This is a genomic window from Thioclava sp. 'Guangxiensis' (genome assembly GCF_045348365.1).
GTDB lineage: Bacteria > Pseudomonadota > Alphaproteobacteria > Rhodobacterales > Rhodobacteraceae > Thioclava > Thioclava kandeliae.
This window is the reverse complement of the sequence record NZ_CP155822.1, coordinates 261846-275519: the sequence shown is the minus strand read 5'-3', so window position 1 is coordinate 275519 and position 13674 is coordinate 261846. Positions and strand designations below refer to the sequence as shown.

The window sequence follows — 13674 nt, the reverse complement described above, 5'->3', positions numbered from 1 at the left end:
ACCGAGACCCGACGTATGCCCGAATTCTACCAAGCCCAGAGAGCGATGCGCAGTATGCGCAAGGCCGCGATGCAGCGCGGTGTCGTGGCGCTATTGGATATCGGCACGTCGAAGATCGTCTGTCTGGTGCTGAAGGTCGAGGGAACGAACGGGCTGGAGCAGGTCGAGGGGGCGGCGCCGCTGGCGGGGCAGTCCTCCTTCAAGGTGATCGGCGCGGCCACGACCCGCTCGCGCGGGGTGCGCTTTGGCGAGATCGACACAATGGCCCAGACCGAGCGTGCGATCCGCACCGTGGTGCAGGCAGCGCAGAAAAAGGCCGCGATCCGCGTGGATCATGTGATCGCCTGTTTCGCGGGCGGGGAGCCGCGCAGCTACGGGCTCACGGGGCAGGTCGAGATAGCCGGCGATCAGGTGACGGGGCAGGATGTGGGCCGTGTGCTGGCCGCCTGCGATGTGCCCGATTTCGGGGCGGGACGCGAGGTGCTGCATGCGCAGCCGGTGAATTTCGCGCTCGACCACCGCTCCGGCCTGTCGGATCCGCGCGGCCATGCGGGGCGCAAGCTCGCGACCGACATGCATCTGCTGACGGTGGACGGTTTCGTGCTCCAGAACCTCGTGAATGCGATCCGGCGCTGCGATCTGGAGCTGGCGGGGGTGGCCAGCTCGGCCTATGTGTCGGGCGTTGCCTCGCTGGTGGAGGACGAGCAGGAGCTGGGAGCGGCCTGTATCGATCTCGGCGGCGGCGCGTCGGGCCTGTCGATCTTCATGAAGAAACATATGATCTATGCCGATGCGGTGCGTATGGGGGGCGACCACATCACCTCCGATATCGCGGCGGGGCTGCAGGTCTCGGGGCAGCTGGCAGAGCGCCTCAAGACGGTGCATGGCGGGGTCCACGCGACCTCGATGGATGACCGCGAGATGATCGAGCTGGCGGCCAATTCGGGCGACTGGGAGAAGGACAGCCGCACCGCGACGCGTGCGGAGCTGATCGGGATCATCCGGCCGCGTGTCGAGGAGATCTTCGAGGAGATCAAGGCGCGGCTGGATGTGGCGGGCTTCTCGCATATGCCCAGCCAGCAGATCGTGCTGACAGGCGGCACCAGCCAGCTGCCCGGCATCGATGGCATGGCCTCGCGAATCCTCGGTCATAGCGTGCGTCTGGGGCGGCCCCTGCGTGTGCAGGGCCTGCCACAGCAGGCCACGTCGGCGGGTTTCAGCGCAATTGTCGGCCTCGCGCTGCATGCGACCAATCCGCAGGACGAGTGGTGGGATTTCGAGATCCCCGTCGACCGGATGGGCGGGCGCAGCCTGCGCCGCGCGTTCCGCTGGTTCAAGGATAACTGGTAAGCGCCAGCGACTTGGGATGCGAAGTTAAAGTTAACGTAACGGTCAATGCGCCGGAAATCACGCTTTTCGGGGGTGATTTTGCCGCGCTCACAATATGCTGAGAACTGCGCGAAATACCGCTGAGTCTGGCATTAACCTAGCTATATTTTGTGTTTTAACTATGTTTTTCGCGTGACGGCGCGCCGATTTCTGGTAAATTAGTGGTAATTATTCAAACGGCCGGGACAGGGCCATTCATCACAAAAACAGGCGGACCTCTATGACCTTGAACCTCATGATGACCGATCAACAGGATCTGAAGCCGCGGATTACCGTCTTCGGCGTTGGTGGCGCTGGGGGCAATGCCGTCAACAACATGATCGAGCAGCAGCTCGAGGGTGTTGAGTTCGTGGTCGCGAACACCGACGCGCAGGCGCTCCAGCAGTCCAAGAGCCAGGCGCGGATCCAGATGGGGATCAAGGCGACCGAGGGTCTGGGTGCGGGTGCGCGTCCGTCTGTCGGTGCGGCTGCAGCAGAGGAGACGATCGAGGAGATTGTCGACCATCTTGCAGGTGCGCATATGTGCTTCATCACCGCTGGTATGGGCGGCGGCACCGGCACCGGCGCGGCGCCGATCATCGCGCAAGCCGCGCGCGAGCTGGGTGTGCTGACCGTGGGTGTGGTGACCAAGCCCTTCCAGTTCGAGGGCACGAAGCGCATGCGTCAGGCCGAGGAAGGTCTGGAAGCGTTGCAGAAGGTGGTCGATACGCTGATTATCATCCCCAACCAGAATCTGTTCCGCCTGGCCAACGAGAAGACCACCTTCACCGAAGCCTTCGAAATGGCCGATGATGTGCTCTATCAGGGCGTGAAGGGTGTGACCGATCTTATGGTCCGTCCGGGCCTGATCAACCTCGACTTCGCCGATGTTCGCGCCGTGATGGACGAGATGGGCAAGGCAATGATGGGCACCGGCGAAGCCTCGGGCGAGGATCGTGCGATCCAGGCCGCCGAGAAGGCCATCGCCAACCCGCTCCTCGACGAGATCTCGCTCAAGGGCGCGAAGGGTGTGCTGATCAACATCACCGGCGGCTACGACCTGACGCTGTTCGAACTCGACGAAGCGGCAAACCGTATCCGCGAGGAAGTCGATCCGGATGCGAATATCATCGTCGGTTCGACCCTCGATCCCGATATGGATGGCATGATGCGTGTGTCGGTCGTCGCAACCGGTATCGACGCGCTGGCCGCTCCGGCAGAAGTTCCGGTGCCGCGCCGCACTCTGGCAGAGCCGCTGCGCAACCCGCAGGAAGCGGCAGAGGAGGCGCGCGCCGCTGCGCCGCATATGCAGGATCCCGCGCCGGCCCCGCGCCAGCCGCAGGTTTCGGTGACCTCGGCCCAGCCGGTCCACCAGTCGCGTGGCTATCAGGCACCGCAGCATCGCGCCGCCGATCACCGCCCGGCACAGGCCGAGATGCGCCAGTCGGCTCCGCAGCAGCCCGAGCGCCAGTATGAGGCGCCGCGCCATGAGCAGCCGCGCTACGAGCAGCCCCGTCAGGCGGCTCCCGCACAGCCGCAATACGAGGCGCCCCAGCAGCCGCAATACCGCGCCCAGCAGCCCCGCGTGCAATATGCCGAGGACCAGCCGCAAGCGCAGCAGCCGCATTACCAGCAGCCCCGTCAGGCGCAGCCGCAGTTCAACGAAGCCGCCGAAGAGGCTGCTGAATATGTTGCACCGCGTCCGCGTCAGGCCGGTCAGCCCTCGCCCGAGGCCCTTGCCCGCCTGCAGGCCGCGGTCAATCGCCAGCCGGGTCAGGGAGCCGCACCGCAGGGTCGCCCGAACATGGCCGCAGAGCGCGCGCCCCAGCCGCAGGCCGAGAAGCCGCGTTTCGGGATCAACTCGCTGATAAACCGCATGACCGGTCACGGCCATGAGGCGCCCCAGCAACAGCCCGCACAGCAGCCGGTCCGCCAGCAGCAGCCCCGCGCTGCCGCTCCGGCACCCCAGCAACAGCCGCAGGCCCGCACCGAAGACTATGATGACGAGCAGTCCAACGAACAGGACCGCATCGAGATTCCCGCCTTCCTTCGCCGTCAGGCAAACTGATCGGTTTGAAAGATTTCGGTAAGAATGGCCTGTTGCGCCTGAAATACTGAAAAATTCCGATCACAAAATATCTAAAAAGGGTCAGGTTCGCCTGACCCTTTTTTCTTTTGTAATCATCAGCTTGCTCTGTCGCTGGCAGGGTTCCGCCGCAGCGTGTGGTTAATGTTTCATTCTGTTGCAAAGAGTGAGTTGAGAAAGTCACGGGTTTTTCTTAACTGAAGATGCGGCGGAACGAGGGACAGCTTTCAACCGTTCGTCGCCAAGAAGAGAAAGGAATTGATCGTGCAGACAAGCCTTGCAAAACCCGTGAGCTTCGACGGTGTCGGCCTTCACAAAGGCCAGCCTGTGCGCATGCGTCTTCTGCCTGCGCCTGCCGATCATGGCCTCGTGTTCAACCGTGTGGATGTGGCGGGCAATGGCCTGATCCCCGCGCTATGGAATAAGGTGACCAATGCCCGTCTCTGCACCCTGATCGAAAATGAAGACGGGATCACCGTCTCGACGATCGAACATATCATGGCCGCTCTTGCCGGTTGTGGTGTGCATAACGCGCTTATCGAGATCGACGGGCCGGAAGTCCCGATCCTCGATGGCTCCTCGGCACCTTTTGTCGAAAAGATCCTCGCCGCGGGTCTTGTCGAGGTCGGTGGTCAGCTGCGCGCGCTCCGTATCCTGCGCCCCGTCGAGGTGCGCGACGGTGCGGCATGGGCGCGCCTCGAGCCCAATCCCGCGCTCGAGATCGATTTCTCGATCGATTTCACCGACCGTGCGATTGGTCAGCAGCGCAAGCGCCTCGGCATGTCCAATGGCGCTTTCGTACGCGAACTGATGGACAGCCGCACCTTCTGCCGCCGCGCCGATGTGGAGATGATGCAGAAGAACGGTCTGGCCCTTGGCGGCACCTATGAAAACGCCGTTGTGATCGATGGCGACAAAGTGCTCAGCCCCGGCGGTCTGCGCCATAAGGACGAGGCCGTGCGGCACAAGATGCTGGACGCGCTCGGCGATCTGCTTCTGGCGGGTGGTCCGATCCTTGGCCGCTATGTTGGCAACCGCTCCGGCCATGCAATGACCAACAGTCTGCTGCGCGCGGTCTTTGCCAATCCTGCCGCCTATGAGTGGGTCGTGCTTGATTCCGATGCGGCCCATACGACCCCCGGGGCGGGTGTCTGTGTGCCTCAACTTTTCGCGGCGCAATAAGCGCCAGGCGAACTGCTCCAGAGATTGTGAAGCCCCTGCGCGGTCCCCCGCGCGGGGGCTTTCCCATTTGTCACAGGGATACTTGGCTTCTCAAGATGTTGACGATAGGAAGAGGAGACGAAAGGCGTTTTGCGCAGCCGATTTATCTGTGTTAAGCGGTGTTGGACGTAACTGCCTCGGGCAGGACTGTAAGAGATCCCGCCCATCGGGGCGCGGGCAAGAACAAAGGGCAGGGCATGATGCACGGCAAATCAGCGGCTACACGGGTCGGATGTCTTTTGCTGGTGGCGACGCTCGCCGCCTGTTCGGGTAAATCCGATGATCCCAAGGACATGCCTCTCGACAATTTCACCGCGCAACAGATCTATGAGCGCGGCGAATACCAGCTGGAGGTTGGCAATCCGCGCCGCCCCACCGATGCGCTCCATTATTTCCAGGAGGTCGAACGCCTCTATCCCTATTCCGAATGGGCGCAGCGTTCGGTGATCATGCAGGCCTATGCCCAGCACCGTGCGAAGAATTATGAGGAGGCGCGCTCCACCGCGCAGCGTTACCTCGATACTTATCCGGGTTCCGAGGATGCGCCCTATGCCAAATATCTTCTGGCCCTCAGCTATTACGACCAGATCGACGAGGTCGGTCGCGATCAGGGCCTGACCTATCAGGCGCTGCAGGCGCTGCGCGAGGTCATCGAGCAATATCCCGACAGCGATTACGCGCGCTCGGCCATGCTGAAATTCGACCTCGCCTTTGATCACCTCGCCGCCAAGGAGATGGAGATCGGGCGCTATTATCTGAAGCACGGCAATTATACCGCCGCGATCAACCGCTTCCGTGTGGTGGTCGAGCAGTTCCAGACCACGACCCATACGCCCGAGGCGCTGGAGCGTCTGGTCGAAGCCTATCTGGCGCTCGGCCTGACTGACGAGGCACAGACCGCAGCCGCGATTCTCGGCCATAACTTCCAGTCGTCGCCCTTCTATGACGATGCCTACAAGCTCCTGCGTGCCAAGGGGCTTGAACCGGAGAGCAAGGGTGATAACTGGCTATCGACAATCTATCGCCAGGTGATCCAAGGGAAGTGGATGTAACCGCTTCCCGACCCTGGCCCTATTGCAGGACCGCCCATGCTGCGCAGCCTTGAGATTCGCGACATTCTGATCGTGGAACGCACCGAGCTTGACTTCAGTGCGGGGCTCAATGTTTTGACCGGCGAGACGGGGGCGGGGAAATCCATCCTGCTCGACTGTCTGGGTTTCGTGCTCGGCTGGCGGGGCCGGGCCGAGCTGGTGCGCAAAGGCGCCGAGCAGGGCGAGGTGACCGCCGAATTCGGGCTGCCCGAGGGCCATCCGGTGCGCGATATCCTGCGCGAGGCGGATCTGCCGGTGGATGAGAGCCTGATCCTGCGCCGCGTGAACCGCGCCGATGGCCGCAAGACCGCCTATGTCAATGACCGCCGCGTGACCGGCGATGTGCTGCGGCGCCTGTCGGCCTCGCTGGTGGAACTCCACGGCCAGCAGGATGATGGCGGCCTTCTCAATGAGAAGGGCCATCGTGCGATGCTCGATGCCTTTGCCGAGAACGGCGCGCTTCTGGCCGAGGTGAATGCGGCGTGGAAATCCCGTGCGTCGGCACGCAAGGCGCTGGCGGCGGCACAGGCGGCACTGGCCGAGGTGCAGGCTGAGGAGGAATTCCTGCGCCATTCGGTGGCCGAACTCGACAAGCTGAACCCCGAACAGGGCGAGGAAGCCACCCTCGATACCGAGCGCCGCGTGATGCAGCAGGCCGAGAAGATCCGCTCGGATGTGGCGCGTGCCTTGCAGGCGCTTGGCCCCGAGGGGGCCGAGGGGCTGATGCGCGAGGCGGACCGCTGGCTGCAGGGCGCCGCCGACCGCGCCGAGGGTCGGCTCGACCAGCCGATGTCGGTGCTCGAGCGCGCGCTGATCGAGCTGGGGGAGGCGACGCAGGGCGTGGAAGAGGCGCTCGATGCGCTGAGCTTCGACCCTTACGCGCTGGAGGCCACCGAGGAGCGGCTCTTCGCGATCCGTGCTTTGGCGCGCAAACATGGCGTGCAGCCCGATGATCTGGGCGATTTCGCGGTGTCCCTGCGCGCCCGTCTCGAGGCGCTGGATGCCGGCGAAGGCCGGATCCGCGATCTGGAATCGGCGGTGACCAAGGCCGATCTGGCCTATCGCGAGGTGGCCGACCGTTTGGGACTTGCGCGGCGCAAGGCCGCGACGCGGCTCGATCAGGCGATGGCCGCCGAACTGGCGCCGCTGAAGATGGAGCGCGCGGTGTTCGAGACCCGCGTCTCCGCCGGTGATCCCTCTGCCGAAGGGTCGGATAATGTGGCCTTTACGGTTGCCACCAATCCGGGCGCACCTGCGGGCCCGCTGAACAAGATCGCCTCGGGGGGCGAGCTGTCGCGGTTCCTTCTGGCGCTGAAGGTGGTGCTCTCGAAAGGGGCGGATGCGCTGGTGCTGATCTTCGACGAGATCGACCGTGGTGTGGGTGGGGCGACAGCCGATGCGGTGGGGCGCCGTCTGGCACGGGTCGCCGAAGAGGCACAGGTTCTGGTGGTCACGCACTCGCCGCAGGTGGCCGCGCGTGGGGCGCAGCATTTCCGCGTGCAGAAACGTGTGGAAAACGGCATGACCCTTTCGGAGGTGGTGCCCCTCGACGAGACAGAGCGCCGTGACGAGATCGCGCGGATGATTGCGGGGGCCGAGGTGACCGAGGCTGCCCGCGCGGCCGCTGCCGAGCTTCTGGGCGGCTGATCCCCGCCTAAGCGCGCATCCGCACACCCTCGGCGCGCGCAGAATATGGCCCGTAGGGCTTTTCTCCGCTCGTGCAGAAGCCTAGAACTACGGCTAAAGACCGGAGTTCTATAATGGCACATGACGCAGCCCTTGAGGCATTGAAAACCCTTCTGGGGGACAGGCTTAACCTCACGCAGGCGGATCGCGATCTGCATGGCCAGAGCGAGACATGGTTCGCGCCGACACCTCCCGATGCGGTGGCATACCCGGCCAATACCGCCGAGGTGTCCCAAATCATGAAGATCTGCACCGCCCATAAGATGCCGGTCGTGGCATGGGGCACGGGCACATCGCTTGAGGGGCATGCGCTGGCGATCCATGGCGGGCTGTGCCTCGACATGAGCCGGATGGACAAGCTGGTGGAACTCTATCAGGACGATATGCAGGTGCGTGTCCAGCCGGGCATGACGCGCGAGGTGCTCAATACCGAGTTGCGCGCCACGGGGCTGTTTTTCCCCGTTGATCCGGGTGCGAATGCCTCTCTTGGGGGCATGGCCTCGACGCGGGCCTCGGGCACCACGACCGTGGGCTATGGCACGATGAAGGATAATGTGATGGCGCTCGAGGTCGTTCTGGCCGATGGCACCGTTATCCGCACCGGCTCGCGGGCGCGCAAATCCTCGGCCGGTTACGATCTGACGGCGCTGATGCTGGGCTCGGAAGGGACGCTCGGGATCATCACCGAGTTGACCCTGAAGCTGCATGGCCAGCCCGAGGCGGTGTCTTCGGCGGTCTGTGCCTTTGATAGCCTGCATGCGGCGGTGGAAACCGTGCAGATGGTGATCCAGATGGGCATCCGCATGGCACGGATCGAGTTCGTCGATGCGATGACGGCGCAGATCTTCAACAAAATGAACGGCACCGACCTCCCCGAGAAGCCACATCTGATGATCGAGTTCCACGGCTCCGAGGCGATGGTGGCCGAGCAGTCCGAACGCTTCGGTGAGGTCGTGAGCGAGATGGGCGGGGCCAATTTCGACTGGGCCACCACCACCGAGGACCGCACACGTCTGTGGCGCATGCGCCATGGGGCCTATCCGGCCTGTATCGCCTATCGTCCGGGCTGTATGGGGCTGGTCACCGATATCGTGGTGCCGATCTCCCGTCTGGCCGAGGCGGTGGAAGATACCCGCAAGGATATTGACGCAGCGGGCCTTGTCGGGCCTATTCTGGGGCATGTGGGCGATGGCAACTTCCATTCCGTCCTTCTTCTGGATCGAAATGACAAGGACGAGTTCAAACGCGCCAAGGCGGTTGCCGCCAGGATGTCCGAACGGGCGCTGGCGATGGGCGGCACGGTGACGGGCGAACATGGTATCGGTATCGGCAAGCTGGGCTATATGGAAGCCGAGCACGGGGCCGCATGGGGCGTGATGGGCGCAATCAAAAAGGCGCTCGATCCGTTGAATATTCTCAATCCCGGCAAGATTGTGCCGGATCAGTCGAATGCCGTCAGGGAGGCCGCTGAATGATATCGACCATCGAGGTTCCGTTTTCGAGCCCCGAAGATCTGCCGCGTGCCTTCACCCGCGCGTGGAGCTCGAAGGATGCCCGCTTGCTGGCCTCCTTCTTCACCGAGGATGCCGATTTTCTGGGGTTGACGGGGGAGGCCGTCGACGGCCGCCAGCAGATTGCCGAGCTTCTGGCAGGCGAGATGGCGGGGGCCTTTGCCCGCGCGCGTCTGGTCACCGGAAAGGTGCGGTTCCGTGCCGTCGGGCGCGATGTGGTGATCGTGCAGCAGCGCTTCGTGCTGTCGGGCATCGTCAATGCCGATGGCTCCGATGCGGGGCGCGTGGGTGCGGTCTTCATCTCGGTCATGGCGCGGGCCGGAAATGGCTGGCTGATCGTGTCGGGACAGTTCGTCGTGGAGAGCTGATCGCCCGGAGTGTGCAGGACGGGTGCCGAATCTATGGGGAAGCCCGCCTGAAAACCGGATCGATCCGCGCGGATCGGGCGCAAACGGGGCAGGAAACTGCCCCGTTTTTCATGCTCAATATATTGGAACTTTTAAAACTGCTTTTTGAATGGGCGGGGTAAAATCACCGAATTGGTCGTTTGCTTCGCTAAAGTTGCCGCATTCTGGCCAGCCGGTTTTCGATATGGTCAGGGAAATCAGCTATTTTGCCTTATTTCGTGGCAGAGGGTTGAATTAGAGGCAGAGGCTTGTTTAGCTGTGCTCACGGGAATGTAAGAACAATAAACCGAGAGAAATCCGACGGGGGCCCGATTTGGCTAAAAACAGTGATAACGACGGATTCGTCGTTTTCGACCGCGTGCAAAAAAGCTACGACGGCGAGAATCTGGTCGTAAAAGACCTCAACCTGTCCATCGGAAAAGGCGAGTTTCTGACCATGCTCGGGCCGTCCGGCTCCGGCAAGACGACCTGCCTCATGATGCTGGCGGGGTTTGAAACCGCAACCAATGGCGAGATTCGTCTCGACGGAACTAATATCAATAACGTGCCGCCGCACAAGCGCGGAATCGGCATGGTTTTCCAGAATTACGCTCTCTTTCCGCATATGACCGTGGGCGAGAATCTGGCTTTCCCGCTCGAGGTGCGCAAGATGGGCAAATCCGAGCGCGAGGCAAAGATCAAACGGGCTCTGGACATGGTGCAGATGGGGGCCTTCGCCAACCGTCGCCCGGGCCAGATGTCGGGTGGCCAGCAGCAGCGGATCGCGCTGGCCCGCGCGCTGGTCTTCGATCCCGAGCTGGTGCTGATGGACGAGCCTCTCGGCGCGCTCGACAAACAGCTGCGCGAGCATATGCAATTCGAGATCAAGGCTTTGCACGAACGTCTGGGCATCACAGTGGTTTATGTGACCCACGATCAGGGCGAGGCGCTGACCATGTCCGACCGTGTGGCCGTGTTCAACGATGGTCGCATCCAGCAGTTGGCGCCGCCCGATGACCTCTACGAACGCCCCAAGAACAGTTTCGTGGCGCAGTTCATCGGCGAGAACAACCGCTTGCCGGGCAAGGTCGAGGCCCTCGACAAGGAGGCAGGCCATTGCACCATCCGTTTGCAGAATGGCGAGAGGATCGCGGCCACCGCGGTCAATATCCGTCATGAGGGGCAGGACACGCTGGTGTCGATCCGTCCCGAACGTGTTGAATTCGACCCCGCTCGTATGGCGCCGGACTGGCACCTGATCGAGGCCGAAGTCATCGATGTCGTCTATATGGGCGATATCTACCGCACTGTCCTGCGCGTCGCCGGGACGGAAGATTTCGTGATGAAGACCCGCAACACACTGGGCGCCTCGATGCTTCCGAAAGGCCAGAAGATCAAGATCGGCTGGCATCCAGATGACGCAAGGGCACTCGATCCTCTGTGATCGAACCTTAACCTCGCGCAGCCCACTCTGCGCGGGTGCCGTTCTGGGAAGACGGCAAAGAAAAACGACCTTTTTCAACGGGAGAGACTACATGACTTTCAAGAAAGCCCTTCTGGCGAGTTCTGCCGTGGCCCTGTTCGCCGCGCCGCTCTCGGCTGAGGAAATGGCCAATTCCATGACCATCGTGTCTTGGGGCGGGGCCTATCAGAACAGCCAGAACAAAGCCTATGTTGAACCCTATGTCGCAGCCAATCCTGGTGTGACCGCCACCTGGGATGAATCCTCCAACGAAGCCGTCGCCAAGCTGCGTGCGATGAACGAAGCCGGCAACGTGACCTGGGATCTGGTCGATGTCGTGGCCTCCGATGCCATCCGTCTGTGCGATGAGGGTCTCGCGATGGAGATCGACCCCGAGACCGATCTGGCCAAGGGCGATGACGGCTCGAGCGCCTCGGACGATTTCGGCGATCTGATGGTATCGGATTGCTTCATCCCGCAGATCGTCTACTCGACCACCGTCGGCTACCGCACCGATATGGTTCCCGAAGGCACCGAGCCGCCGACCGATATCTGCTCGCTGTTCGATCTGGAAACCTATCCGGGCAAGCGCGCGCTCGAGAAGCGTCCGATCAACAATATGGAATGGGCGCTCTATTGTGACGGCGTTGCGAAGGACGATATCTACGACGTCCTCGAGACCGAAGAAGGTCAGGACCGCGCCTTCAAGAAGCTCGACACCATCAAAAAGGATGTCGTCTGGTGGTCGGCCGGTGCCGATACGCCGCAGCTTCTCGCCGATGGCGAGGTCTTCATGGGCTCGACCTATAACGGCCGTCTGTTCTCGGTGATCGAGGAGCAGCACCAGCCGGTGGCCATGCTCTGGGATATGCAGGTCTTCGATATCGACGGCTGGATCATCCCGACCGGTCTTGCCCCCGACCATCTGGCGCGTGTGAAAGACTTCATCATGAAGGAAACCACGACTAAGGCTCTGGCCGAGCAGGCGAAATACATCTCCTACGGTCCGGCGCGCGCCTCCTCGGCACCGATGGTCGGCAAACATGCCGAACTGGGCATCGAGATGGCACCGCATATGCCGACCGATCCGGCCAACTCGAAAAACACCCTTCTGTATAACTACGAATGGTGGGCGGATTACCGCGACGATCTGGATGCGAAATTCCAGGCATGGCTTGCCCAGTAATCGTCTGACGATCTGATCATCGCGGGGGCCGTTTGAGGCCCCCGCACTCCCAAACCGACCGGCCCGGACCAAGAGGCAGGCGGTTGAACCGACAGGGACCATTACCATGAGCGATACCGTCGAAAGCGCCGAACAGGTTTCCGCCGAAGGCAGCCGCGAACTCAAGCGCAGCCTCGCGCGGGCTCTGCGGGCCCAGAAGATGCGGGCTCTGGCCATGATTGCGCCGCTCCTTCTTTTCATTCTCGTGACTTTCATCGCCCCGATCGCGGATATGCTGTTCCGCTCGGTCGAGAACGAGATCGTCTCCGAAACATTGCCGCTGACGGTGGATGCGCTGGATGACTGGAGCTATGCGAGCGGCGAGGCCCCCTCCGAGACCGTCTTTGCCGCCTTCTATTACGATATGTTCGTGGCCTCCGAGCTGAAGGAACATACCCGTCTGGGCTCGCGCCTGAATTACGAGACAACGGGTATCTCCTCGCTCTTCCGCAAATCGGGCCGCCGTGTGGAGCGGTTCGATACCGATATTTATGCCGACCAGTTCAAGGCGCTCGATCCGGCCTGGGTCAAGCCCGCGACCTGGGTCGCGCTCTCCGAGGCGCTGGATGACGACCCCGAGGCACTGCCCGAGACCGCAGGTGCGCTGGCCGGGTTCGAACGTATGGTCGAGGCCGATGGCGACACGCTGGCCGAGACCAAACCCGCCGATATTCTCTTTACCGCGCTCTATCGCGATCTGGCGGCTGGTGCCAATGGTCCCGAGGGCGATCTGGCGCCGATGTTCGCACAAGCCAAATCCGCCGTGGGCAGCTTCAAGAGCGTCTCCATCCGCGACCAGTTCACGGATATCGACAAGGGCTGGCTCGATCCGGAAGTCTGGGGCACGATCAAGGCCTATGCTCCCACCGTCACGCCGGGCTACTTCCTGACGGCGGTCGATTACAAACTCAGCCCCGCAGGTATCGTGCCCCAGCCCGATGATCAGGCGATCTATCTCAAGCTGTTCTGGCGCACGCTGGTGATGTCGCTGACGATCACGGTGAGCTGTATCCTTCTGGGCTATCCGGTGGCCTATCTGCTAGCCAATCTGCCGATGCGCACCTCGAACCTGCTGATGATCCTCGTGCTGCTGCCGTTCTGGACCTCGCTTCTGGTGCGGACCTCGGCCTGGAAGGTGCTTTTGCAAAATCAGGGTGTGATCAACGATATCCTCGTCTGGGCGCATATCATCAGTGAAGATGGCCGTCTGGCGCTGATCAATAACCAGACCGGCACGATCATCGCGATGACGCATATCCTGCTGCCCTTCATGATCCTGCCCATGTATTCGGTCATGCAGACCATTCCTCCGGCCTATATGCGTGCGGCCAAAAGCCTGGGCGCGACCGACTGGACGGCCTTCTGGCGGGTCTATTTCCCGCAATCAGTGCCCGGGATCGGGGCAGGCTCGATCCTCGTGTTCATCCTCGCCATCGGCTATTACATCACGCCGGAACTAGTGGGCGGCACGACGGGGACCTTTATCTCCAACCGCATCGCCTATCACATCTCCAGCTCGCTGAACTGGGGTCTGGGTGCGGCACTTGGCACCATCCTTCTGGCCGCCGTCATGTTGCTCTACTGGGCTTATGACAAGATCGTCGGCATCGATAACGTGAAACTGGGATAAGAGATATG

Annotated in this window: 10 protein-coding genes; all 10 read left to right on the top strand. The window is 62.2% G+C overall.

All coding sequences use genetic code 11. The features are described from left to right. The first annotated feature begins 15 nt into the window (after nucleotides 1-15). The 10 genes from ftsA to ABEB22_RS01250 all read left to right on the top strand — a co-directional run bounded on the left by ftsA (nucleotide 16) and on the right by ABEB22_RS01250 (nucleotide 13666). The gene (ftsA, locus tag ABEB22_RS01295; RefSeq protein WP_406870667.1) at nucleotides 16-1350 is read left to right on the top strand and encodes a cell division protein FtsA; all 1335 of its coding nucleotides are present in this window, start codon (nucleotides 16-18) and stop codon (nucleotides 1348-1350) included. A gap of 259 nt (nucleotides 1351-1609) precedes the next feature. Continuing rightward, nucleotides 1610-3436 (top strand): cell division protein FtsZ, encoded by a 1827-nt coding sequence (ftsZ, locus tag ABEB22_RS01290; protein ID WP_350934501.1) that lies wholly within the window; start codon nucleotides 1610-1612, stop codon nucleotides 3434-3436. A 282-nt stretch (nucleotides 3437-3718) separates the two neighbouring features. Next, nucleotides 3719-4636 (top strand): UDP-3-O-acyl-N-acetylglucosamine deacetylase, encoded by a 918-nt coding sequence (gene lpxC / locus ABEB22_RS01285; RefSeq protein ID WP_406871162.1) that lies wholly within the window; start codon nucleotides 3719-3721, stop codon nucleotides 4634-4636. Between the two features lie 236 nt (nucleotides 4637-4872). Further along, nucleotides 4873-5727, top strand: coding sequence for an outer membrane protein assembly factor BamD (locus tag ABEB22_RS01280; RefSeq protein ID WP_406870666.1), 855 nt, complete (start codon nucleotides 4873-4875; stop codon nucleotides 5725-5727). 36 nt (nucleotides 5728-5763) lie between these two features. Continuing rightward, nucleotides 5764-7413 (top strand): DNA repair protein RecN, encoded by a 1650-nt coding sequence (recN, locus tag ABEB22_RS01275; RefSeq protein WP_339112119.1) that lies wholly within the window; start codon nucleotides 5764-5766, stop codon nucleotides 7411-7413. 113 nt (nucleotides 7414-7526) lie between these two features. Further along, entirely contained in the window at nucleotides 7527-8927 is a 1401-nt protein-coding gene (locus tag ABEB22_RS01270) for an FAD-linked oxidase C-terminal domain-containing protein (RefSeq protein WP_339112120.1), read from the top strand. Beyond that, a complete protein-coding gene (locus ABEB22_RS01265) occupies nucleotides 8924-9331 on the top strand; it encodes an SgcJ/EcaC family oxidoreductase (RefSeq protein ID WP_339112121.1) in 408 nt (135 codons plus the stop codon). Before ABEB22_RS01270 ends, ABEB22_RS01265 begins: the two co-directional genes overlap by 4 nt. A gap of 352 nt (nucleotides 9332-9683) precedes the next feature. Beyond that, nucleotides 9684-10793: an ABC transporter ATP-binding protein gene (locus ABEB22_RS01260; RefSeq protein WP_339112122.1), complete on the top strand. Its 1110-nt coding sequence runs from the start codon at nucleotides 9684-9686 to the stop codon at nucleotides 10791-10793. A gap of 91 nt (nucleotides 10794-10884) precedes the next feature. After that, a complete protein-coding gene (locus ABEB22_RS01255) occupies nucleotides 10885-11997 on the top strand; it encodes an extracellular solute-binding protein (protein ID WP_406870665.1) in 1113 nt (370 codons plus the stop codon). 106 nt (nucleotides 11998-12103) lie between these two features. Next, complete coding sequence (locus ABEB22_RS01250) at nucleotides 12104-13666, top strand: ABC transporter permease (RefSeq protein WP_339112124.1); 1563 nt, start codon at nucleotides 12104-12106, stop codon at nucleotides 13664-13666. The last annotated feature ends 8 nt before the right edge of the window (nucleotides 13667-13674 follow it).

Excerpts from the sequence above, each read along its gene's own strand:
- ABEB22_RS01250 (WP_339112124.1), top strand. The coding sequence starts at position 12,104 with ATGAGCGATACCGTCGAAAGCGCCGAACAGGTTTCCGCCGAAGGCAGC.
- ABEB22_RS01270 (WP_339112120.1), top strand. The coding sequence starts at position 7,527 with ATGGCACATGACGCAGCCCTTGAGGCATTGAAAACCCTTCTGGGGGAC.
- ABEB22_RS01265 (WP_339112121.1), top strand. The coding sequence starts at position 8,924 with ATGATATCGACCATCGAGGTTCCGTTTTCGAGCCCCGAAGATCTGCCG.
- ABEB22_RS01280 (WP_406870666.1), top strand. The coding sequence starts at position 4,873 with ATGATGCACGGCAAATCAGCGGCTACACGGGTCGGATGTCTTTTGCTG.
- ftsA (WP_406870667.1), top strand. The coding sequence starts at position 16 with ATGCCCGAATTCTACCAAGCCCAGAGAGCGATGCGCAGTATGCGCAAG.
- ABEB22_RS01255 (WP_406870665.1), top strand. The coding sequence starts at position 10,885 with ATGACTTTCAAGAAAGCCCTTCTGGCGAGTTCTGCCGTGGCCCTGTTC.
- ftsZ (WP_350934501.1), top strand. The coding sequence starts at position 1,610 with ATGACCTTGAACCTCATGATGACCGATCAACAGGATCTGAAGCCGCGG.
- recN (WP_339112119.1), top strand. The coding sequence starts at position 5,764 with ATGCTGCGCAGCCTTGAGATTCGCGACATTCTGATCGTGGAACGCACC.